Annotated in this window: 17 protein-coding genes; 5 read left to right on the forward strand and 12 right to left on the reverse strand. The window is 67.2% G+C overall.

What is annotated here, in order from left to right; translation table 11 throughout:
• Positions 1 to 13: 13 nt before the first annotated feature.
• Entirely contained in the window at positions 14 to 463 is a 450-nt protein-coding gene (locus RTK35_RS08935; RefSeq protein WP_316907808.1) for an REP-associated tyrosine transposase, read from the forward strand.
• Between the two features lie 69 nt (positions 464 to 532).
• Here RTK35_RS08935 and yccS read toward each other — a convergent pair whose 3' ends face one another.
• On the reverse strand, positions 533 to 2,707 hold the full coding sequence (gene yccS / locus RTK35_RS08940) for a YccS family putative transporter (protein WP_316907809.1): 2,175 nt from the start codon (positions 2,705 to 2,707) through the stop codon (positions 533 to 535).
• A gap of 239 nt (positions 2,708 to 2,946) precedes the next feature.
• Between yccS and RTK35_RS08945 the strand changes: the two genes are divergently transcribed.
• Positions 2,947 to 3,681, forward strand: a complete 735-nt coding sequence (locus tag RTK35_RS08945; RefSeq protein WP_160480501.1) for a substrate-binding periplasmic protein — start codon at positions 2,947 to 2,949, stop codon at positions 3,679 to 3,681.
• A gap of 30 nt (positions 3,682 to 3,711) precedes the next feature.
• Here RTK35_RS08945 and RTK35_RS08950 read toward each other — a convergent pair whose 3' ends face one another.
• The 3 genes from RTK35_RS08950 to mdtD form a co-directional block, all read right to left on the reverse strand.
• Positions 3,712 to 4,944: a diguanylate cyclase domain-containing protein gene (locus RTK35_RS08950; RefSeq protein WP_074967277.1), complete on the reverse strand. Its 1,233-nt coding sequence runs from the start codon at positions 4,942 to 4,944 to the stop codon at positions 3,712 to 3,714.
• 75 nt (positions 4,945 to 5,019) lie between these two features.
• Positions 5,020 to 6,420, reverse strand: coding sequence for an ATP-dependent RNA helicase DbpA (gene dbpA / locus RTK35_RS08955; RefSeq protein WP_373323474.1), 1,401 nt, complete (start codon positions 6,418 to 6,420; stop codon positions 5,020 to 5,022).
• Between the two features lie 66 nt (positions 6,421 to 6,486).
• On the reverse strand, positions 6,487 to 7,899 hold the full coding sequence (mdtD, locus tag RTK35_RS08960) for a multidrug transporter subunit MdtD (protein ID WP_316907810.1): 1,413 nt from the start codon (positions 7,897 to 7,899) through the stop codon (positions 6,487 to 6,489).
• Between the two features lie 123 nt (positions 7,900 to 8,022).
• On the opposite strand from mdtD, the gene torT reads away from it, so the two are divergent.
• Entirely contained in the window at positions 8,023 to 9,054 is a 1,032-nt protein-coding gene (gene torT, locus RTK35_RS08965; protein WP_253121857.1) for a TMAO reductase system periplasmic protein TorT, read from the forward strand.
• A gap of 34 nt (positions 9,055 to 9,088) precedes the next feature.
• Here the strand turns inward: torT and betA are convergent, their stop codons facing one another.
• Both betA and betB read right to left on the reverse strand, forming a co-directional pair.
• Positions 9,089 to 10,774 carry a choline dehydrogenase gene (betA, locus tag RTK35_RS08970; RefSeq protein ID WP_044409248.1) on the reverse strand — a complete coding sequence of 562 codons (1,686 nt, stop codon included), beginning with the start codon at positions 10,772 to 10,774 and terminating at the stop codon, positions 9,089 to 9,091.
• Between the two features lie 101 nt (positions 10,775 to 10,875).
• Entirely contained in the window at positions 10,876 to 12,348 is a 1,473-nt protein-coding gene (gene betB / locus RTK35_RS08975; RefSeq protein ID WP_074967281.1) for a betaine-aldehyde dehydrogenase, read from the reverse strand.
• A gap of 363 nt (positions 12,349 to 12,711) precedes the next feature.
• On the opposite strand from betB, the gene RTK35_RS08980 reads away from it, so the two are divergent.
• Positions 12,712 to 14,247, forward strand: coding sequence for a BCCT family transporter (locus tag RTK35_RS08980; RefSeq protein ID WP_044409272.1), 1,536 nt, complete (start codon positions 12,712 to 12,714; stop codon positions 14,245 to 14,247).
• A 76-nt stretch (positions 14,248 to 14,323) separates the two neighbouring features.
• On the opposite strand, the gene betI is transcribed toward RTK35_RS08980, so the two are convergent.
• The 6 genes from betI to RTK35_RS09010 form a co-directional block, all read right to left on the reverse strand.
• Complete coding sequence (gene betI, locus RTK35_RS08985; RefSeq protein WP_044409242.1) at positions 14,324 to 14,914, reverse strand: transcriptional regulator BetI; 591 nt, start codon at positions 14,912 to 14,914, stop codon at positions 14,324 to 14,326.
• A gap of 214 nt (positions 14,915 to 15,128) precedes the next feature.
• Positions 15,129 to 15,986 carry a glycine betaine ABC transporter substrate-binding protein gene (locus RTK35_RS08990; protein ID WP_044409239.1) on the reverse strand — a complete coding sequence of 286 codons (858 nt, stop codon included), beginning with the start codon at positions 15,984 to 15,986 and terminating at the stop codon, positions 15,129 to 15,131.
• Positions 15,987 to 16,107: 121 nt separating this feature from the next.
• The gene (locus RTK35_RS08995) at positions 16,108 to 17,052 is read right to left on the reverse strand and encodes a choline ABC transporter substrate-binding protein (protein WP_074967283.1); all 945 of its coding nucleotides are present in this window, start codon (positions 17,050 to 17,052) and stop codon (positions 16,108 to 16,110) included.
• Positions 17,053 to 17,087: 35 nt separating this feature from the next.
• On the reverse strand, positions 17,088 to 17,984 hold the full coding sequence (locus RTK35_RS09000; protein ID WP_074967285.1) for an ABC transporter permease: 897 nt from the start codon (positions 17,982 to 17,984) through the stop codon (positions 17,088 to 17,090).
• Position 17,985: 1 nt separating this feature from the next.
• Positions 17,986 to 19,182: a glycine betaine/L-proline ABC transporter ATP-binding protein gene (locus RTK35_RS09005; protein ID WP_044409231.1), complete on the reverse strand. Its 1,197-nt coding sequence runs from the start codon at positions 19,180 to 19,182 to the stop codon at positions 17,986 to 17,988.
• Between the two features lie 669 nt (positions 19,183 to 19,851).
• Positions 19,852 to 20,790 carry a choline ABC transporter substrate-binding protein gene (locus tag RTK35_RS09010; protein ID WP_316907811.1) on the reverse strand — a complete coding sequence of 313 codons (939 nt, stop codon included), beginning with the start codon at positions 20,788 to 20,790 and terminating at the stop codon, positions 19,852 to 19,854.
• A 267-nt stretch (positions 20,791 to 21,057) separates the two neighbouring features.
• On the opposite strand from RTK35_RS09010, the gene RTK35_RS09015 reads away from it, so the two are divergent.
• Entirely contained in the window at positions 21,058 to 22,434 is a 1,377-nt protein-coding gene (locus RTK35_RS09015) for an L-serine ammonia-lyase (RefSeq protein ID WP_316907812.1), read from the forward strand.
• Positions 22,435 to 22,455: the final 21 nt, after the last annotated feature.

A 22,455-nucleotide genomic window follows, 5' to 3' on the forward strand; every position in this document is an offset into this window, starting at 1 on the left:
AGAGGAGAGGCTCGTGGGCAGCCGTGATCTGCGCAAGGGACGTGTTTCCCAACTCGGCAGGGTCTATCTCGTTACCGCGACAACCGTTGATCGACGCCCGTTCTTCGCCCACTTCACACATGCCCGGTTGCTGGTCGGCGAGTTGAGGCGCCTGCAGCGCCTCGAGCTGGCGTATTCATTGGCCTGGGTGGTCATGCCCGATCACTTCCACTGGTTGATGCGGCTCGATGCACCGGTGTCGCTGTCTTCAGTGGTCAAGGTCTTGAAAGGGCGTACGGCCAGGCATCTGGGGCTGTTGATGGGGGAACGCAGTGCGGTCTGGCAGCCGGGTTTCCATGACCGGGCGTTGCGGCGCGAGAGCGAGCTGCTGCCGGTTGCGCGCTATGTGGTGGCGAACCCGCTGAGGGCTGGTTTGGTGAAACGCCTGGGTGATTACCCGCATTGGGATGCCATGTGGCTGTGAGTGCCTGGCGGCCCTTCGGGCCGTATCGCGAATGAATTCGCTCCCACAGGTTCAGGGGAGTGCGCTCCGCTACTCCGTCTTCGCCCCACCCGCCAGATGCCCCGCCAATGTCCGTAGTGCGCCTAGCTGGCGGCAGATCAGGGCCAGTTCGGTCTGCACCAGGCGTACGCGCTCGTCCATGTCGTCCGGCAGTTGCTCCAGCGTCTTGGCCAGGGCCTCTTCGCTGTCGCTATGGATGGCCACCGGTTGGCGCTGGGCCATGGCGGCGGCGATGGCTTCCAGGGTCGCGGCGATGCGTTCGCCGGCCTCGGCCAGGGTCGGCTCCAGCACCAGCGGATCGGCACTGCGGTGGGCGCCCAGGGCGGAGAGGTAGCTGAGCAGGGTGTGGGACAGCACGAGGAAGCGGAAGCCCATGTCGGCGTCCTTCCGGAAGTGCCCGGGTTCCATGAGCATGTTGGCCAGGGTGGTGGACAGCGCCGCGTCGGCATTGTGGGCGTTGCGCCGGGCCAGGCGGTAGGCCAGGTCGTCGCGCTTGCCGCTGGCGTACTGCTGGAGGATCTGCCGCAGGTAGTGGGCGTTGTAGACCAGGGTGGTGGAGACCACCCGGTGCAGCCCGCGCCCCTGCCAGTCGGGGAGGATGAAGATCACCGCCAGGGCGGCGATCAGGCTGCCCAGCAGGGTGTCCACCAGGCGCGGCACGAACAGGCCGTAGCTGTCGCCGATCTGGTTGAAGCAGAACAGCACCATCAGGGTGATCGCCGCCGTCGCCAGGGTGTAGCGGGTGGCGCGGTTGGTGAAGAAGATCACCCCGGCCACCACGGCGAACATCGATTGCACCAGGGCGCTGGGGAACAGGTCGAACAGCGCCCAGCCCAGGGCCAGGCCGATCACCGTGCCGATGATCCGCTGCACCAGCTTGCGCCGCGTGGCGCCGAAGTTGGGCTGGCAGACGAAGACCGTGGTCAGCAGGATCCAGTAGCCCTGGCTCGGGTGGATCAGGTGCAGCACGCCGTAGCCGGCGGACAGGGCGATGGCCATGCGCAGGGCATGGCGGAACACCACCGAGGTGGGGGTGAAGTTCTGCTTCAGGCGCTCCCAGACGTCCTTCAGCCCTTTGGGCGAGCGGTCCAGCAGGCTGCTGTCCTGGGCGTCGGCGAGGGCGTCGGGGTTGCTGGCGTCGGTCAGCAGCCGGTCCAGGGTGGAGAGGTTGCTGGCCAGGGCGTTGAGCGAGCGCAGCAGGCCGCGCCAGGCCGGGTTGCTCTGGATGCGCAGGTGCTCCAGGGAGCGGTGCAGGTCCTGCAGGGCCTGGGTGCCGTCGTGGTACTCGAACGGCTGGCGCATCTGGATGGCCTGGCCCAGGGCCTGGCAGGCGCCGCCCTGCTGGCGCAGCAGGCGCTGGCAGCGGAACAGCACGTCGCTGTGGAAGAAGGCCTCGGCCAGCTGGTTGTAGGGGTAGTGGGAGGAACTGGCGCGCTCGTGGATGTCCTGGGCCAGGAAGTACAGCTTCAGGTAGCGGCTGACCTTGGGCCGCGGCCGGGCGTTGCCGACCCGGTGCAGGATGATTTCCTTGGCGGCGTTGAGCGCGCTCACCACCTTGCCGTTCTGCTGGGCCAGCTCCAGGCGCTTGGCCTCCACGTCCAGCTCCCGCAGGGGCTCGAACAGGCTGGACTTGAGCTTGAGGTACTGCCCCAGCTCGCGGTACAGCCGCGCCAGGCTCTGCTGCACCGGCTGGTGGGTGAACAGCGCTTGCCAGAGCACCGAGAGCAGACCGTACCAGGCGGCGCCGCTCACCAGCAGTGCCGGCTCGCGCCAGAGGTCGTCGGCCACGCCGTTGCGCTGGTCGACGCCGATCATGCTGTAGATCGACAGGATCAGCGTCGCCGAGGCGATGGTGGCGTAGCGCTCGCCGAGGGCGCCGAGCATGGTCAGGCCGAAGCTGGCCAGGGCCAGGGCGGCGACGAACAGCCAGGGGTAGGGGAACAGCAGCTCCACCGACAGGGAGGCGATGCTGAAGCAGCCCAGGGTCACCAGCAGCGCCTGGATACGTCCTTGCCAGCTGTCGTCAGTTTCCGCCAGGGCGCTGGCGATGATGCCGAGGAACAGCGGGATGAGGGCGTCCATCCGGTCCAGGGACCAGCACAGCGCCATGCTGCCGGTCAGCGCGATGGACACGCGCAGGCTGTAGCTGAACTTGTCCTGGGCCCAGAGGCGGCGCAGGGAGTGGCTGAACGAGGTAGCGGGCATGGCGGCCTTGTGAGCTGGCGATTCGGGACGGCTGCCGTACGGAGCGGCACGCCTGAGGTTACCGCTTGGATGTTTCCCGGGCGAGGCGGGTTACAGCGACATGCCGCGTTTGTGCAGCGGCTGGCGCCGGTGGGCATGCTGGGGGCAGGTGATTGGCCGGCGCTCCTGCCCGCGTCGGTCTACCCTGAGAGGGCGGCTCAATGGCGTGCTGCCGTCCCTGCCAGGAAGTGGGACTTTCGATGACCAAGACCCTTCGCTTGCTGTTCCTGCTCTCGCTGCTGGGTGCGGCCGGCCTGCGCGCGGACCCGCTGCGGCTGGTCGGCGACGTCTGGCCGCCCTTCACCGATGCGCGCATGCCGGGCAATGGCGTGGCCGTGCAACTGGTGGAGACCGCGCTGCAACGTGCCGGCTACGCCACGGAATACGTGGAGGTGCCCTGGGCCCGGGTGCTGCGGGGCTTGCAGACCGGTGACTACGACGTGGTGGTGAGCGCCTGGTACGAGGATGCCCGGGCCGTCTACGGCCTCTATTCCGAGCCCTACCTGGTCAACCGCATCCGCTTCGTGCAGCGACGCGGCAGCGGCCTTCGCTACACGAACCTGGACGACCTGCTGCCCTACAGCCTGGCGGTGGTGCGCGGCTACGCCTATTCGCCCGCCTTCGACCAGGACACTCGCCTGAAACGGGTGCCGGTGGTGGGCTTCGAGATGGGCGCGCGGATGGTGGCGGCGGGGCGGGTGAACCTGACCCTGGAGGACGAGCTGGTGGCCCGCTATCACTTCGGCCGCGAGCTCAAGGGCATCCGCGATGAGCTGGAGTTCCTGCCGCAGCCGCTGTCGGAGAACAACCTGGCGATCCTCGTGCGGCGCAGCCTGCCCCAGCACCGTGAGGTGGTGGAGCGCTTCAACCGGGCCCTGCAAGGGATGCGCGAGGACGGCACCTACCAGCGCATTCTTGAAGGGCAGGGGCTCTGAGCGCCTGGTGCAGCAAGGGCGTGGAGGGGGTCAGAGCAGGGTGCGCCCGCGCCCCTGGCTCTTGGCTTCGTAGAGGCGCTGGTCGGCCTTTTGCAGCAGCGCTTCCAGCTCCTCCGGCTCGCCGTGGTAGACCCCGGCGCTGAACGACAGCGGCGGTGCCTCGTTGGCATAGCGCAGCCGTGCGCAGTTGCGTCGCAGCTGGTCCAGCGTGGCCTGCACGGTGGCCCCGTCGGCGTCGCTGAGCAGGGCGAACTCCTCGCCACCCAGGCGGCCCAGCACGGCATCGGGGAAGCTGTGGCGGAACACCTTGGCGAACATCACCAGGGCGGTGTCGCCGCTGGCGTGGCCGTAGTCGTCGTTGATGCGCTTGAAGAAGTCCAGGTCGATCATCGCCACGCTGATGGGCTGGCTGTTGCGCCGGGCCTGCTGCAGGCGTTCGGCGCACTGCTCGTAGAACGCGCGGCGGTTGAACAGCTCGGTGAGCGAGTCGTACAGCGCGGCCTGGCGCAGGGCCTTGAGCATGTCCCGGCGCTCCAGGCTGAACATCACCCGGCAGTTCAGCTCCTCGGTGCAGAAGGGCTTGCGCAGGAAGTCGTCGGCGCCGTGCTTGATGAACATGGCGCTGAGCGAGCCCTTGGTGTCGGCCGACAGGCCGAGGATGATCAGCTCGTTGCGGCGCATCTTCTGGCGCAGGGTCTTCACCAGTTCGAAGCCGCTGATGCCGGGCATGCCGTGGTCCACCAGCAGCAGGTCGATGTCGGTCTGCTCCTGGAGGATGCGCAGGGCTTCGTCGCCGTCGCAGGCCTCGATCACCTGGTACTGGTGCGGTGTCAGCACCCGGCGGACGAACTTGCGGGTGGCGTCGGAATCCTCGGCCACGAGGATCTTCACGCCCCGGTTGCGCTCCAGGCGGTGCAACAGGCGGAAGGCGTACTCGTAGGAGTGCTGGCTCTCCTTGAGCACGTAGTCCACCACGCCCTTGAGCAGCAGGCTGTCGCGGCGCTGCTCATCGTAGGAGCCGGTGAGGACGATGCAGGGCACGGCGTGGCGCAGCACCAGGTCGACCACCTCGCCATCCGGCGCGTCGGGCAGGTTGAGGTCGACGATGGCGCCGAAGAACAGCGCGGCCGAGGTTTCCAGCAGCACCTCGGCCTCGGCCATGCTGGCGCAGAACAGCGGCTGCAGGTCCGGCTCCTGGCGGAACAGGTGCTCCAGGATCTTCAGGACCAGCGGACTGTCTTCGATGACCAGAATGTTGCGCACTACTTGCTCCATTGCCTCGACGACGGGCACGTTGTCGCCAGCGCTGTGTTTCGATCGATCCGTTCCGGGGTGTCGCTAGAGGAGGCGCACCTTGAAGGCACGCCCCTTGATACGGCCTTCCGCAAGACGCTGGAGCGCCTGGCGGGCGATGCTCCTGTCCACGGCCACGAAGGCCTGGAAGTCGAAGATGGCTATCTTGCCCACCTGCGTACCGGGAATTCCAGCCTCGCCGGTGAGTGCCCCGAGGATGTCCCCGGGGCGAACCTTGTCCTTGCGCCCTCCACTGATACACAGCGTAGCCATAGGCGGCAGAAGCGGCTCGCGATTCTTCACCACCAGCTCATCCAGGCGCTGCCAGTTCAGCGGCGCCTGTTGCAGGGCCTCGATGGCCGAGGCGCGACTGGCCTCGGCCGGGGCCACCAGGCTCAGGGCCAGGCCCTTTTCCCCGGCCCGGCCGCTGCGGCCGACGCGGTGGATGTGCACCTCGGCATCGCGGGACAGCTCGACGTTGATCACCGCTTCCAGCCCGGCGATGTCCAGGCCACGGGCGGCGACGTCGGTGGCCACCAGCACGCAGAGGCTGCGGTTGGCGAACAGGGTCAGCACCTGGTCGCGGTCGCGCTGCTCCATTTCGCCGTGCAGGCTTTGTGCCGAAATGCGCAGGGACTGCAGGTGTTCCACCAGTTCCTGGCACTGCTGGCGGGTCTGGCAGAAGGCGATGCAGGACTGCGGGCGCACGTGCATGAGCAGGTGGGCCACGGCCTCGAAGCGCTGGCGCGGGTCGATCTCGAAGAAGCGTTGCTCGATCTGCTGGTCGTCGTGCCGCGACTCCACTTCGACCCGCTGCGGATCACGCAGGAAGCGCGAGGCCAGGCGGCCGATGCCGTCGGGGTAGGTGGCGGAGAACAGCAGGGTCTGGCGCTTGGCCGGGGCCAGGCTGACGACTTCCTCGATGGCCTCGATGAAGCCCATGTCGAGCATGCGGTCGGCCTCGTCCAGCACCAGGGTGCGCAGGCCGTCGAGCACCAGGCTGCCCCGGCGCAGGTGCTCCAGCACACGGCCCGGGGTGCCGACGACGATGTGCGCGCCGTGCTCCAGGGAGCCGATCTGCGGGCCCAGCGGCATGCCGCCGCACAGGGTGAGGATCTTGATGTTGTCGGCCGCGCGGGCCAGCCGGCGCAGTTCCTTGGCCACCTGGTCGGCCAGCTCGCGGGTGGGGCACAGCACCAGGGCCTGGCAGCCGAAGAAGCGCGGGTTGAGCCCTTCCAGCAGGCCGATGCCGAAGGCGGCGGTCTTGCCGCTGCCGGTCTTGGCCTGGGCGATGAGGTCGCGGCCCTGGAGGATCACGGGCAGGCCGAGGGCCTGGATGGGCGTGGTCTCCCGGTAGCCGAGGGCCTCGAGGTTGGCCTGCATGGCGGCGGACAGGGGAAGGCTGCTGAAGGGTAGGGTGCTCACGGAGGGGGCCTGGTGGGTCATCTGGGCGCGCAGTTTAGCAGGATGAAGAGTCATCACCGCCGGCCGTTGGCGACCGGCGGCGGGGTTTCAGTGGCCGCCGTCGTCCACCGGGCGGACTGCGCGGCCACTGTCGGCGGGCAACTGCAGGAAGATCGCCGCCGCCATCAGGGTCAGCACGCCGACGCACAGGTAGGTGGCCTGGAAGGCCTCCAGCACGCTCTGGGCGTCGGGCTTGCCGAAGCCGCCGAGCAACGCGGCGGCCACGGCGACGCCGAGGCTCATGGACAGCTGCATCACCACCGAGAGCAGGCTGTTGCCGCTGCTGGCCTGCTGGTCGTCGAGGTCCAGCAGGGTCACGGTGTTCATGGCGGTGAACTGCATCGAGTTGACCGCGCCGAGGGCGGCGAGCTGGGCCAGCAGCACCGGGTAGGGCGTGCTGGCGTCCACCAGGGCCAGGCTGGCGATCAGGCCGCCGAGCAGGGTGGTGTTGCCCAGCAGCAGGCGGCGGTAGCCGAGGCGGTCCAGCAGTGGCTTGGCCAGGGGTTTGGCGAGCATGGCCGAGAGCGCCAGGGGGATCAGCGTCATGCCCGCCTGGGCCGGGCTGAAGCCCAGCGCCACCTGCAGCAGCAACGGGGTGAGGAAGGGCAGGGCGCCGCTGCCCAGGCGCGAGAACAGGTTGCCGAGGATGCCGGCAGCGAAGGTGCGGGTGCGGAACAGCGAGGGCGGGAACAGCGGCCGCTCGATCTGCATGGCGTGCAGCCAGTAGGCCGCCAGGCAGGCGATGCCGGCGAACAGCAGGAGCATCACCCGTACGTGGGGCAGGTGCAGTTCGCCCAGACCTTCCAGGGCGATGGTGATCAGCACCATCGCCGTGCCGAACAGCAGGAAGCCGCGCAGGTCCAGGCGCACCGGGCCGCTGCTGCGCAGGTCGGGCAGGAAGCGCCCGGCGGCGTAGGCGCCGAGCAGGCCCACTGGCAGGTTGATGAGGAAGATCCAGTGCCAGGTGGCGTATTCCACCAGCCAGCCGCCGAGGGTCGGGCCGATCAGCGGGCCGAGCAGGCCGGGCAGGGTGACGAAGCTCATGATCCGCACCAGCTCGGTGCGCGGGTAGCTGCGCAGCACCATCAGCCGGCCCACGGGCATCATCAGGGCGCCGCCCAGGCCTTGCACCACCCGCGCCACCACCAGTTGGCCGAGGGTGGTGGAGAGGGAACAGAACAGCGAGCCGAGGGTGAACAGCAGCACCGCCCCGAGGAACACCCGGCGGGTGCCGAAGCGGTCCGCCAGCCAGCCGGAGGCGGGGATCAGCAGGGCCACGGTGAGCATGTAGGCGATCACCACCGACTGCATGCGCAGCGGGTCCTCGGCGAGGTCGCGGGCCATGGTGGGCAGGGCGGTGTTGAGGATGGTGCCGTCCAGGGCCTGCATGAAGAAGGCGATGGCCACGAGCCAGGGCAGCAGGCGGGCGGTGCGGGGATCGAGGGGGTGGGAGCCGGGCATGGGAATCCTCAAGAGGATGACCCGGGGACTTTAGGCCTGTAGGCGAAGGCTGTCATCCACCGTGGCATGCGGGCTGCTAGGCTCTTTGCGAATCCCCCTCGCGCTTGCTAAGGACTGGCTTCGATGCGGATCTGCTGTGCGCTGCTGCTGTCCTGGCTGGCCCTGGTACCTTGCCAGGCGGCGGAGTGGTTTCCCGTGCCGGTGATCGCTGACGGACAGGCTCGCGATTACGTGCCGCTGGAGCGTGCCAGCCGGCCCTGGCGCGTCTGTACCTTGCTGCCCCATGGCATCGACCGTTACTGGTGGGGTGTGGCCTGGGGGCTGTCCGAGGAGGCCCAGCGGCAAGGCGTCCAGTTGGGCATCTATGAGGCCGGCGGCTACCAGTTCCCTGATGTGCAACGCGCGCAGTTGAGCCGGTGTGTCGAGCTCGGTGCCGATGCCTTCATCATCGGGGCCATCGAAGCGCGGGGGTTGTGCGACGAGATCCGGCAGCTGCAGCAACGCGGCACGCCGGTGATCGACCTGGTCAATGGCATCGAGTGCGCAGGGGTGACGGCCCATTCGCGGGTGGACTTCGCCGACATGGCCAGCGTGGCGGTGGCGTACATCCGGGCACGCGCGGGCAGTTCACCGGTCCGCATCGGATGGCTGCCCGGGCCCCGTGATGCCGGGTGGGTGCTGGATGCCGAGCGGGGCGTTCAGCAAGCTATCCAGGGGGCGTCGGTGAGCCTGGCGGAAGGCGGCTATGGCCCGGTTGATCGCACCACCCAGGCGGCGCTGGTGCGCCAGTTGCTGGCGCAGGAGTCTCACCTGGACTACCTGCTGGGCAATGCGGAGGCGGCAGCGTTTGCGGCGAGCCTGGTCAAGGTGTCGCCGTCGCGCTTTCCGACCCAGGTGGTGTCGCTCTATGCCACGGAGCGGGTGCTGGATGAGGTCCGCCAGGGTCAGGTACTGGCGGCGCCCACGGATTCGCCGGTGATCCAGGCGCGAATTGCCATGGACCTGGCCGTGAGGGCACTGGAGCACAGGGAGGCGGCGACGTGGGTGAGTCCGCGCATCCAGATGCTCGACCGGGCGGCTCTGGATCACTTCGACATCAGCCGGCTGATGCCGCCGGAAGGGCATTGGATGATCCGGCAGGAACTGCCGGAGTAAACGCGGGGGCGGCGCGAACCGCCCCCGCGGAGGGTCAGCTGGCCTTGCGCTGCGGCTCGGTGCGCACGGGGGCGTCACCGGCCACGTAGTACGCGGCGGTGCTGCGCGGCAGCGGTTGGCGACCGCGGATTTTGTCGGCGATCTTCTCGGCCATCATGATGGTGGTGGCGTTGAGGTTGCCGGTGATGATCTCCGGCATGATCGACGCGTCCACCACCCGCAGGCCTTCCATGCCGTGCACGCGGCCCTGGCCATCCACCACCGCCATGTCGTCGGTGCCCATCTTGCAGGAGCAGGAGGGGTGGAACGCGGTTTCGGCGTGGTTGCGGATGAATTCGTCCAGCTCGGCATCGGTCTGCTTGTCCGCGCCCGGGCTCAGTTCGCGCCCGCGATAGGGGTCGAGGGCCGGCTGGGCCATGATTTCGCGGGTGATGCGGATGCCGTCGCGGAACTCCTGCCAGTCCTGCTCGTGGGACATGTAGTTGAACAGGATGCTCGGGTGCTGGCGCGGGTCGCGGGACTTCACGTGGATGCGGCCGCGGCTCGGCGAGCGCATGGAGCCCATGTGCGCCTGGAAGCCGTGCTCCTGCACGCCCTTGCTGCCGTTGTAGTTAATCGCCACCGGCAGGAAGTGGTACTGGATGTTGGGCCAGGCGAACTCGGGGCGGGTGCGGATGAAGCCACCGGCCTCGAACTGGTTGCTGGCGCCCAGGCCCTTGCCGAGGAACAGCCATTGGGCACCGATAGCCGGCTGGTTCCACCACTTGGTGGCCGGGTAGATGGAGACCGGCTCCTTGCAGGCGTACTGCAGGTACAGCTCGAGGTGGTCCTGCAGGTTGGCTCCGACGCCGGGCAGGTCATGCACCACCGGGATGTCGAGGCCGCGCAGCAGGTCGCTGGGGCCGACGCCGGAGCGTTGCAGCAGTTGCGGCGAGGCGATGGCGCCGCTGCAGACGATCACTTCACGACGGGCGTGGGCGGTGATGCGCTGGTCGCTGTCGCCCTTGAGGTAGTCGACGCCGATGGCGCGCTTGCCGCTGAACAGCACGCGGTCGGTCAGGGCGTGGGTGACGATGGTCAGGTTCGGGCGGTTGCGCGCCTGGTCCAGGTAGCCACGGCCGGTGGCAGCACGGCGGCCTTCCGGAGTGACGGTGCGGTCCATGGGGCCGAAGCCTTCCTGCTGGTAGCCGTTGAGGTCATCGGTACGCGGATAGCCGGCCTGCACGCCGGCCTCGACCATGGCGTGGAACAGTGGGTTGTTGCCGTTCTTCGGCGTGGTGACGCTCACCGGGCCGTCGCCGCCGTGGTAGTCGTTGGGGCCGATGTCGCGGGTCTCGGCCTTGCGGAAGTAGGGCAGGCAGTCGAGGTAGGTCCAGTCTTCCAGGCCCGGGGCCTTGGCCCAGCTGTCGAAGTCCAGGGCGTTGCCGCGGATGTAGCACATGCCGTTGATCAGCGAGGAGCCGCCCAGGCCCTTGCCGCGCCCGCATTCCATGCGGCGGTTGTTCATGTACGGCTCGGGGTCGGTCTCATAGGCCCAGTTGTAGCGGCGGCCCTGCAGCGGGTAGGCGAGGGCGGCGGGCATCTGGGTGCGGAAGTCGAAGCGGTAATCGGGGCCGCCGGCTTCCAGCAGCAGGACGCTGACGTCGGCGTCTTCGGTCAGGCGGGTGGCCAGTACGTTACCGGCCGAGCCGGCACCGACGATGATGTAGTCGAATTCCATGGGTCATCCTCCGGATGGGCTGCGGGCTACAAGCGCCGGGCCGCACCGTGTGCGGCGCGCGGGCTTGCAGCCGAGTCGCTTGAGGCTTGCGGGGGCTGGGCTCAGAACACCGAGGCGTAGTCGCCGAGCTCCACCTGCACGGACTTGATGCGGGTGTAGTGGGCCAGGGTGGTGATGCCGTTCTCGCGACCGACGCCGGATTGCTTGTAGCCACCCACCGGCATTTCGGCGGGGGACTCGCCCCAGGTGTTGATCCAGCAGATGCCGGCTTCCAGCTTGTGGATCACGCGGTGGGCGCGGGCCAGGTCGCGGGTGACGACGCCGGCGGCCAGGCCGTAGTCGGTGTCGTTGGCGCGGCGGATCACTTCGTCTTCGGTCTCGTAGGTGAGGATGCTCATCACCGGGCCGAAGATTTCCTCGCGGACGATGGTCATGTCGTCGGTGCAGTCGGCGAACACGGTGGCGGCCACATAGGCGCCCTTGGCGAACTCGCCTTCGGTCACGCGCTCACCGCCGATCACCAGGCGCGCGCCTTCCTTGCGGCCGGCCTCGATGTAGCCGAGCACGCTTTCCATGTGGGCGAAGCTGGTCAGCGGGCCGAAGTTGGTGCTGGCCTGCTCCGGGTTGCCCAGGCGGATGCGCTTGACGCGCTCGACCACCTTGGCTTCGAAGGCTGCAGCCAGGGACTTGGGCACGAACACGCGGGTGCCGTTGGTGCAGACCTGGCCGGAGCTGAAGAAGTTGGCCATGACGGCGATGTCGGCGGCGCGGTCGAGGTCAGCGTCGTCGAAGATGATCAGCGGCGACTTGCCGCCCAGTTCCATGGTCACTTCCTTCAGCGAGGAGCTGGAGGCGCTGGCCATGACCTTCTTGCCGGTGGCGGTGCCGCCGGTGAAGGAGATCTTCTCGATCAGCGGGTGCTCGGTCAGCCACTGGCCGACTTCACGGCCGCTGCCGGTGAGCACGTTGAACACGCCGTCCGGCACGCCGGCTTCGGTGTAGATCTCGGCCAGCTTGAGGGCGGTCAGCGGGGTGACTTCGCTGGGCTTGAAGATCATGGCGTTGCCGGCGGCCAGGGCCGGGGCGGACTTCCACATGGCGATCTGGATCGGGTAGTTCCAGGCGCCGATGCCGGCGACCACGCCGAGCGGCTCGCGGCGGGTGTAGACGAAGCTGGTCTCGCGCAGGGGGATCTGCTCGCCTTCCAGGGCGGGGATCAGGCCGGCGTAGTACTCGATCACGTCGGCGCCGGTGACGATGTCCACCGCCTGGGTCTCGGCCAGGGGCTTGCCGGTGTCGAGGGTTTCCAGCGCGGCCAGCTCATCGTTGCGCTCGCGGAGGATGTCCACGGCACGACGCAGGATGCGCGAACGCTGCATGGCGGTCATGGCGGCCCAGACCTTCTGGCCCTCGACGGCGCTGGCGACGGCGCGCTCGACGTCGTCCTTGCTGGCGCGCTGGACGTTGGCCAGGACTTCGCCATTGGCGGGGTTGATGGTCTCGAAGGTGGCGCCGCTGGTGGCTTCGACGTAGCGACCGCCGATGTAGAGCTTCTGTTCTTCGAATCGGGCCATGGGGATCGTCCTCTCAGGTCTCGTTACGCAAGGCGGGGTGCCTTTGTGCACCCCTTTCTCGTGATTCCAGGACGGCAAAGGGCCGCCCGATCAGGGTGAAAACGAGCCTACTTTATTTTTATTGAACGTTCAAACAACAAAGAATAAGCTGCGCGGCATGGACCGATGTGCGGCAGTTCGCCGCACCCTGTCCAGGCCGCAATGCAGAGGCTTCGCCGGGGTTCATGAGCGGGTCGGGCAGGGCGGCGCGGGTCTGTGGTTGCGCCGACAGGCGCGTGCCTTAACTGCCTTGGAGCTCTGCTGTCCATGAGTACCGCCTCTTCCCACCACGGCCACGGCGTGCAGCCGCGGCTGAATCCCGTGGTGTTCTTCGGATCGACGGCGTCGATCCTGCTGCTCACCCTCGTGCTGATCCTCTTCCCCGAACAGGCCGGCCTCTGGCTCGGCAAGGCCCAGGCCTGGCTGTCCCGCAGCTTCGGCTGGTACTACATGCTGGCGATCGGTGCCTACCTGTTCTTCGTCCTCTACGTGGCCTTCTCCCGCTACGGCAACCTGCGCCTGGGGGCGGACGGCGAGCGTCCGGACTTCAGCTACGGCGCCTGGGCGGGGATGCTGTTCTCCTCGGGCATCGGCATCTCGCTGCTGTACTTCGCGGCGTCCGAGCCGCTGGATCACCTCTACAACCCGCCGGAAGGCGAGCCCGGTACCCAACACGCCGCACGCCAGGCGCTGCAGCTGACCTTCCTCCACTGGGGTGTGCACGGCTGGGCGATCTATGCGCTGGTGGGCCTGGCCGTCGGCTACTTCGCCTACCGCCACAACCAGCCGCTGGCATTGCGCTCGGCGCTCTACCCGCTGTTCGGCGAACGCCTGATGAAGGGGTCGGTGGGCAATGCGGTGGACTGCTTCGGCATCTTCGTCACCCTGCTGGGCCTGGTGACCAACCTGGGCATCGGCTCGCTGCAGGTCTCTTCCGGCCTGGAGTACCTGTTCGGCTACCCCCACAGCCAGACTGCGCTGCTGGCGGTGATCCTGGTGATGAGCCTGGTGGCGACCCTGGCTGCCGTGTCGGGCATCGAGAAGGGCATCCGCCGGCTGTCCAACCTGAACATCATCCTGTTCAGTGGCCTGCTGCTGTTCGTGCTGCTGGCGGGCAATACCCTGCACCTGCTCAACAGCCTGGTGCAGAACCTGGGCGACTACCTCAACGGCCTGGTGCTGAAGACCTTCGACCTCTACGTCTACACCGGCCAGAGCGGCAAGAGCGAAGCCTGGATGGGCCTGTGGACCCTGTTCTACTGGGCCTGGTGGATCTCCTGGGCGCCCTTCGTCGGTATGTTCATCGCCCGCATCTCCCGTGGCCGTACCGCCCGTGAGCTGGTGTGCGGGGTGATGCTGATCCCGCTGGGCTTCACCCTGGCCTGGCTGTCGGTGTTCGGCAACAGCGCCCTGGACCTGGTGATGCAGCAGAACGCCGTGGAGCTGGGCAAGGCCGCGCTGGAGCAGCCGTCCATGTCCATCTACCTGCTGCTGGAGCACTACCCGATGGCCAAGGTGGTGATCGGCCTGTCCATCTGCGTGGGCTTCGTGCTGTTCCTCACCCCGGCCGACTCCGGCTCGGTGATGCTGGCCAACCTGTCCCGCAAGGGCGGCGAACTGGACGAGGACGCGCCGAACTGGCTGCGCATCTTCTGGTCCGTGGTGATCACCCTGGTGACCATCGGCCTGCTGTTCGCCGGCAACTTCACCGCCATGCAGACGGTGGTGGTGCTGGCGGGGCTGCCGTTCTCGGTGGTGCTGCTGCTGTACATGTTCGCCCTGCTCAAGGCGATGCGCGCCGACCTGGACGGCGAGGCCCTGGAGCGCCGCTCACCGGTGTCGGTACCCGGCCCGGTCTGATCGGCCCGCAATGCGAAACGCCCTGGGGGAAACCCCGGGGCGTTTTCGTTTCAGGCGGGTAGCGCGTGAAACGGGGTCAGCGGGCGGCCTTGGCCAGTTGCTGGTCCAGGTAGTCGTAGGCGATGTGCAGGGACTGCCGCGTGTCGACGTCGCCGGAGAGGGCGCTGCGCAGCCACAACCCGTCGATCAGCGCGGCCAGGCCACGGGCGGCCGCACGCGCGGTCTGGACGTCCAGCACCCTGCGCAGCTCGCAGCACAGGTTGGAATAGAGGCGGTGGTCGTTGACCCGCTGCAGGCGGCGCAGGGAGGGGTGGTGCATGCTGGCGGCCCAGAAGGCCAGCCAGGTCTTCATGGCCGGGCCGTTGACCTGGCTGTCGTCGAAGTTGCCTTCGATGATCGCCCGCAGGTGGGCGCGGGGGCTGCCGTCCACCAGGGCGGCGCGACGCTCGCGCACGGCGGTGCTGAGGGCCTGCATCAGGTGGCGCATGGTGGCCTCGAGCAGGCCGTTCTTGTCCTTGAAGTAGTGGCTGATGATGCCGTTGGAAACACCGGCGAGGCGCGCGATGTAGGCGATGCTGGCGTCGGCCATGCCGACCTTGTCGACGGCCTCGAGGGTGGCATGGATCAGTTGCGAGCGGCGGATCGGCTGCATTCCGACCTTGGGCATCGGGGATTTCCACCATTTTGTGTGGGTATCGGGAAGGCGGAGTCTAGGGCGTAATTAATTGATTGATCAATCAGCGTCGTCGCAGGCGGGAAGGGGCCGAGGTGCCCGGGGATGGGGCGGTTTTACCCTGCAGGGCATCCAGGCGCTGGGGCAAGGCCCATGAAAAAGCCCCCGACGGCAGGGCCGGCGGGGGCTTGGGCGAGCGTGGCGTGGCTTACTTCAGCCACTCCTCCACGCGCTGCGGGTTCTTGGCGATCCAGGCCTTGGCGGCCTCTTCCGGCTTGGCGCCTTCGCGGATGGCCAGCATCACGGCACCGACTTCCTCGCCGCTCCAGGAGAATTTCTTCAGGAAGGCGGTGGCATCGGCAGCCTTGGCTTCCAGGCCCGGGTTGACCACGGTGTCGACATGCTCGTCATCGCCGAAGACCTTCTTCGGGTCTTCCAGGAAGCGCAGCTTCCACTTGGCGAACATCCAGTGGGGGATCCAGCCGGTCACCACGATGGGCTTCTGGGCTTTCTCGGCGCGGGTCAGGGCGGTGGCCATGGCCGGGCCGGAGCTGGGCATCAGCTTGATGTCCAGGTTGTATTGCTTGATCGCGTCCTCGGTGCGGCGCATCACGCCGGCACCGGCGTCGATCCCGGTGATCTTGCCGTCGAAATCGGCCTTGTAGGTGTTCAGGTCTTCGATGGATTTGGCCTGGACGTAGTCCGGCACGATGAGGCCGATCTTGGCCCCTTTGTAGTTGGAGCCGAGGACGACCACCTTGTCCTTGAGCTTCTCGTAGTACTCGCCGTGGGTGGCCGGCAGCCAGGCCGAGAGGGTGGCATCCAGGTCGCCCCGGGCCACGCCCTGCCACATGATGGCGGGCTCCACCGGCTTGAGGTCGACGCCGTAGCCGAGCCGTTCCTTGAGGATTTCGCCGGCGACATGGGTGGCAGCGACGCTGTCGTCCCAGCCGTTGACGTAGCCGATCTTCAGGGTGGGTTTGTCAGCGGCATGGGCCGTGCCGAGGCCAAGGGCCAGGGCGGCGATGCCGATGGATTGCAGACACAGGGACTTCAGCTTTCGCATACGTATTGCTCCATCAGGTGGGATTGGCAGCATTGCTACGTTGGAGGCCTGAACCCGTTCTTGGGCGGGCTTGGCGAGTCCGCGCACCGTGGCCGTGCGGCCTCGGTGGCGGAAAGGGAAGTCAGAGACCGAGGTGCTTCTTGACGGCGGCGGCGCCGTCCTGGCCGTCGAAGGTGGTGACGCCGGCGAGCCACTTGTCGAGCACGGCGGGGTTGGCTTTGAGCCAGGTGGTGGCGACCTTCATCGGGTCTTCCTTCTTCAGGATGTTCTCCATCAGCTGGCTTTCCATTTCGACGTTGAACTGCAGGTTGTTCAGCAGCTTGCCGACGTTGCCGCAGCGGGCCTCGTAGTCCGGCGGTACCACGGTGTAGACCTTGGCGGCACCGTAGTCGGGGCCGAACACGTCATCGCCGCCGGAGAGGTAGGTGATGTCGAACTGGGTGTTCATCGGGTGCGGGGCCCAGCCGAGGAAGACCACCGGCTCCTTCTTCTTGATGGCGCGCTGCACCTGGACCAGCATGCCCGCCTCGGAGGACTCGACCATGCGGAAGCTGCCCAGGTCGAACTGGTTGCCCTTGATCATCTTGTCGATCAGCAGGTTGCCGTCGTTACCCGGCTCGATGCCGTAGATCTTGCCACCCAGCTGGTCCTTGAACTTGGCGATGTCCTGGAAACTCTTCAGGCCGGCTTCGGCCGCGTAGGTGGGCACGGCCAGGGTGTACTTGGCGCCTTCGAGGTTGGCGGTCGGCAGCACCTTCACGCCGTTGTCCTTGGTGAAGGGCTCGATCACCGCGTCCATCGACGGCGCCCAGTAGCCCAGGAAGACGTCGATCTGCTTGTTCTTCACGCCGGTGAAGGCGATCGGCACCGAGGCCATGATCTTGCGCGGGTTGTAGCCCAGGCCTTCGGTCAGCACCATGGCCACGCCGGTGGTGGCGGAGATGTCCGCCCAGCCGATTTCCGCGAAACGTACCTGCTTGCAGCTTTCCGGCTCACCGGCCCAGGCGCCTTGCATCAGCGCACAGGCCAGCAGCCCGACTCCCGCCATTTTCTTCATGTTCTTCATCAGCAACTCCCCTGGTACTCGTTTATTGGCGTTTCTTAGGAAGGCTTCACCTGGCGCTGCAGCCGTGCCCGGGCGCTGAACCAGCCGAACAGGCTGGCACGACCCTGGACGCGCGGGGTGCCGAAACTCTCGGTGATGCGGTCGAGGATGATCGCCAGCAGCACCACGGCCATGCCGCTCTCGAAGCCCAGGCCGATGTCCAGGCGCTGGATGCTGGCGAGTACGTCGTTGCCCAGGCCGCCGGCGCCGACCATCGAGGCGATGATCACCATCGACAGCGCCATCATGATGGTCTGGTTGACCCCGGCCATGATCGACGGCATCGCGTTGGGAAGCTGCACCTTGTATAGCAGCTGCCAGCTGGTGCAGCCGAAGGATTGGCCGGCCTCGACGATTTCCTTGTTCACCTGGCGGATGCCGAGGCTGGTCAGGCGCACCGCTGGGGGCATGGCGAAGATCACCGTGGCGATGATCCCCGGCACGCGGCCGAGGCCGAAGAGCATGGCGGCGGGAATCAGGTAGACGAACGCCGGCATGGTCTGCATGAAGTCGAGGATCGGCCGGATGATGATGGCCACCCGCTCGCTCTTGGCGGCCCAGATGCCCAGCGGGATGCCCAGCAGCAGGCTGATGAGGGTGGAGGAGAAGGTCAGGCCGAGGGTGACCACGGTCTGCTCCCAGAAGCCGGTGAGCACGATCAGCACCAGCGAGGCGGCGGTGAACAGCGCGAACTTCACGCCGATGCGCCACAGGCCGAGGCCGACGAACACGGCGATCAGCAGCCAGGCCGGCGGCCACATCAGGAAGCGCTCGATCAGCTCGGAGAAGCCGCTGACCACGGCGCCCACGTTCTCGAAGGCGCCGCCGTAGTTTTCCAGCAGGTGCTGGACGACGTCGTTGACCCAGCTGCCCAGATCCAGTTTCTCGCTCATCTCACACCCCCTGCAGTCGGCTCAGCAGGCGGCCCTTGCTGATCGCCCCGGCATAGTGGCCCGCCTGGTCGATGACCGGGATGGGGCCTTCGTTGTCCACCAGGCGCTCGATCACCTGGTCCAGTGGCAGGTCCTCGGGCACCGGCACGATCTGCTTGAGCAGGTCCGGTTCGAGGCTGCGGGAGCGGCCGTCCTCCACCAGCAGGGCGATCTTCTCCAGGCTGATGGAGCCGCGGAAGCGGTTGTCCTCGTCGACGATGAAGGCGTAGTGCTTGTCCATCGCCTGCAGCTCGCGGCACACCTGCAGCGCATCGGGCGCCTTGCCGTTGTGCACGTAGAGCGGGACGCTGTCGGCCTTGAGCTGGCCGGCGGTGAGGTAGCGGCTGGTGTCGACGGTGTCGAAGAAGTTGCGCACGTAGTCGTTGGCGGGCTTCTCGATCAGCTCCTGCGGGGTGCCGACCTGGACCAGCTTGCCGCCTTCCATGATGCCGATGCGCGAACCGATGCGCATGGCTTCCTCGATGTCGTGGGAGACGAAGATGATGGTGCGGCGGTGGGTCTTCTGCAGCTCCAGCAGCACGTCCTGCATCTCGCGGCGCTTGAGCGGGTCGAGGGCCGAGAAGGCCTCGTCCATGATGATCATCGACGGGTCCACCGCCAGGGCGCGGGCCAGGCCCACGCGCTGCTGCATGCCGCCGGAGAGTTCGTGGGGGTACTTGTGGGCGAAGGGCGCCAGGCCCACCTGCTCCAGCACTTCCATGGCGCGACGCTCGCGCTCCTTCTTGCTCTTGCCGGCCACTTCCAGGCCGAAGGCGGCGTTGTCCAGCACGGTGCGCGAGGGCATCAGGGCGAAGGACTGGAACACCATGCTCATGTCGCGACGACGCAGGTCGATCAGCTGCGCCTTGGGCAGCTTGGCCACGTTCTGGCCGTCGATGAAGACGTCGCCCGCGGTCGGTTCGATCAGACGGTTGATGAGGCGGATCAGGGTGGACTTGCCAGAGCCCGACAGGCCCATGAGGACGAAGATCTCGCCCTCCTCGACGCTGAACGAGACGTCGCTGACGCCGATCACCGCGCCACGTTCAGCGAGAATCCGTTCCTTGCTCCAGCCTTGCTTGAGCAGGTCGATGGCTTCTTGTGGCTGTTGGCCGAAAACCTTGTAGAGGTTCTGGACCACGATTTTTCCAGACTGCATGGGATCATTCCCCTTCGGTAGGCATCCTTGTCGGACACGCGTGCTCGCGGGCTCCCATCCAGGGCGCGGCGCCAGGTGCTGTCGACTGTTCTTGCCTGTGTGGGTTTACTGGTTCCAGGGCCTGGCAGGGAGGCTGTGCGACGTCGAACCGACGACCGGGTGCCCACGGATTCAGACAGCCACCCTCACCCCGCAGGGCATGGACGCCTGATCGAATCCTTGAGTTCCTGTCCTTCGTTGCGCTGAGTTGCAAACCGCTTTCCACACCCTCTGGCAGTGCTACGTGACCCGATCCCTGGGTCATTCCACACCTCGACCGGAGGTGCGCGTACATCCGAAATTTCTTGTAGGGCCGCGTCCCGTCAGGAGGGCGTGGCCGCTTTGTGTTCTTCGGTCCGGGGCGGAGGGCCCCGGTCTGCCGCACCTCCCTGGGAGTGCGACAGCGACGAAATCGGCTGTCTCAACGATATAGCCTCGGCATACCGGCAATTGTCGGTTTACGACCCTGACGTGTTGGGCGACGACATCAGCCAATGGCGGAAAACCTTAACAGAAAGTTTTTGCCCGGCGCGACCGCTGGAACCCGCGTGGCGACTGGCCTGCAGCACTTGCGCAGGCTGCAGGCCAGGGCAGCCGGGGGCTGCGGTGGGATGGAGGGAACGACAGAAATCAGGGTTCGGCGGCCAGGTTCAGGGCAGGATCCGCCGGTTTTCCGTCGCGGGTGGTGACGCCTTCGAGCCAGCGCGCCAGGTCGGCGGGGTTCTCCTTCAGCCAGGCCTTGGCCTCGCGACGACGGTTGGTGCTCTGGTTGAGCACGGCGCCCATCAGGTGGTTCTCCATGGCCAGGGAGAAGCGCAGGTTCTTCAGCAGGCGCCCGAGGTTCGGGCACTCCTTGGCCAGCCCCGCGCGGGTGTTGGTGTAGACGGTGGCACCGCCGAAGTTCGGGCCGAAGTAGGCGTCGCCGCCGGCCAGGTACTGCATCTCGAAGGTGTTGTTCATCGGGTGCGGCTCCCAGCCGAGGAACACCACCCACTGCTTGAGGTGCTCGGCGCGCTTCACCTGCGCCAGCATGCTGCTCTCGCTGGACTCCACCAGCTGGAAGTCACCGACGCCGAAGGCGTTCTCGCTGATCATCCGGCCGATCAGCTTGTTGCCGTCGTTGCCCGGCTCGATGCCGTAGATCTTCCCGCCCAGCTCCTTGCGAAAGCGCGCCAGGTCGGAAAAATTCTTCAACCCGCCGTCCCACGCCGCCTTGTTCACCGCCAGGGTGTACTTGGCGCCCTCCAGGTTGGCACCCAGGGTGTCGACGCTGCCTTTCTCGCGGTAGGGGGCGATGTCGTTCTCCATGCTCGGCATCCAGTTGCCGAGGAACACATCGATCTTCTTGTCCGCCATGGCCTTGTAGGTGTCGGGCACGGACAGGCGCTTGACCTGGGTGCTGTAGCCCAGCTCGGTGAGCACGTAGCGGGTCACGGCGGTGGTGACGGTGATGTCGGTCCAGCCGACATCGGCGAAGCGAACGGTGGAGCAGGACTCCGGATCGGCAGCCTGGGCCAGCAGCGGAAAGCACAGCGCTGCGGCCAGGCCCCAGGTTTTTCTAGGGTTCATGGTCTTATCCACAGGGTGTTTCGGATCGGGGAAACCCGCGTGGCGAACGATGCGCTGCTGGCCGGAGCGGGGCGCCTGGATCATGGCGCCGTAGACGTGTCGCTTTCTACGAAGCAGGTCGCAAGCAGGACGTCGCTGTCGTTTTTCCACGCTCGCTGTGGGGATAACGGGCGACGCATTCGGACACGAGCAAGTCGGTGTGGGACGTTCGCCGCTCACGGAAATGCTGATGATGTGCGCGATGCAACCCAGTCAGCGGAGAGTCCCGTGGCCATCAGCGTGTTCGACCTGTTCAAGATCGGTATCGGCCCATCCAGTTCCCACACCGTCGGGCCCATGCGCGCCGCCGCGCTGTTCGTCGGCGCCCTGCGCGAGCGCCACCTGCTGGAACGCGTGCGTCGGCTGGAGGTGAACCTCTATGGCTCGTTGTCCGCCACCGGCGTCGGGCACGGCACCGACCGCGCGGTGATCATGGGGCTGATGGGCGAGTGGCCCGACCAGATCGACCCGCAGCTCATCGCCCCGCGCATCGCCACGCTGATGGAGCGCAACGAACTGCTGCTGGACGGTCGCCTGCCGGTGCCTTTCGTCTGGTCGCGGGACATGCGCCTGCTGGACGAGAACCTGCCCTACCACCCCAACGCCATGACCCTGGTGGCCCTCGGTGAGGACGGCGAACTGCACCGCGACACCTATTACTCCGTCGGGGGTGGCTTCGTGGTGGATGCCGAGCAGGCCGCCTCTGGTCGCCTCGACCAGGACACCACCGCGCTGCCCTATGACTTCTCCAGTGGCGACGAACTGCTGCAGCTCTGCCAGCGCCACAGCTTGCGCGTGTCCGAGCTGATGATGGCCAACGAGCGTGCCTGGCGCAGCGACGAGGCGATCCGCAGCGGCCTGCTGCGCCTCTGGGCCGCCATGCGCGAATGCGTGGAGAACGGCCTGCGCCACGAGGGCGTACTGCCCGGTGGCCTCAACGTGCGCCGCCGTGCCGCGCGCCTGCACCGCAGCCTGCTGGACCTGGGCAAGCCCAACGTCATCGGCTCCACCATGAGCGCCATGGAGTGGGTCAACCTGTATGCCCTGGCGGTGAACGAAGAGAACGCCGCCGGCGGGCGCATGGTCACCGCGCCCACCAACGGCGCCGCCGGCATCGTCCCCGCCGTGCTGCACTACTACATGCGCTTCAACCCCGAAGCGTCCGATGACGACGTGGTGGCGTACTTCCTGGGCGCCGCCGCCGTCGGCATCCTCTGCAAGAAGAACGCCTCCATCTCCGGGGCCGAAGTGGGTTGCCAGGGCGAGGTCGGCTCCGCCTGCGCCATGGCCGCGGCCGGCCTGGCCGAAGTGCTCGGGGCCAGCCCCGAACAGCTGGAGAACGCCGCCGAGATCGCCCTGGAGCACAACCTCGGCCTGACCTGCGACCCGGTCGGCGGCCTGGTGCAGGTGCCCTGCATCGAACGCAACGCCATCGCCGCGGTAAAGGCCATCAACGCCGCGCAGATGGCCCTGCGTGGCGACGGCGAGCACTTCATCTCCCTCGACCGGGTGATCCGCACCATGCGCGACACCGGGGCCGACATGCACGACAAGTACAAGGAAACCTCCCGCGGCGGCCTGGCCGTCAGCGCCATCGAGTGCTGACCCGCCCGTGCCCCCGGCCCG

Source organism: Pseudomonas sp. zfem003 (genome assembly GCF_032621675.1).
Taxonomy (GTDB): domain Bacteria; phylum Pseudomonadota; class Gammaproteobacteria; order Pseudomonadales; family Pseudomonadaceae; genus Metapseudomonas; species Metapseudomonas otitidis.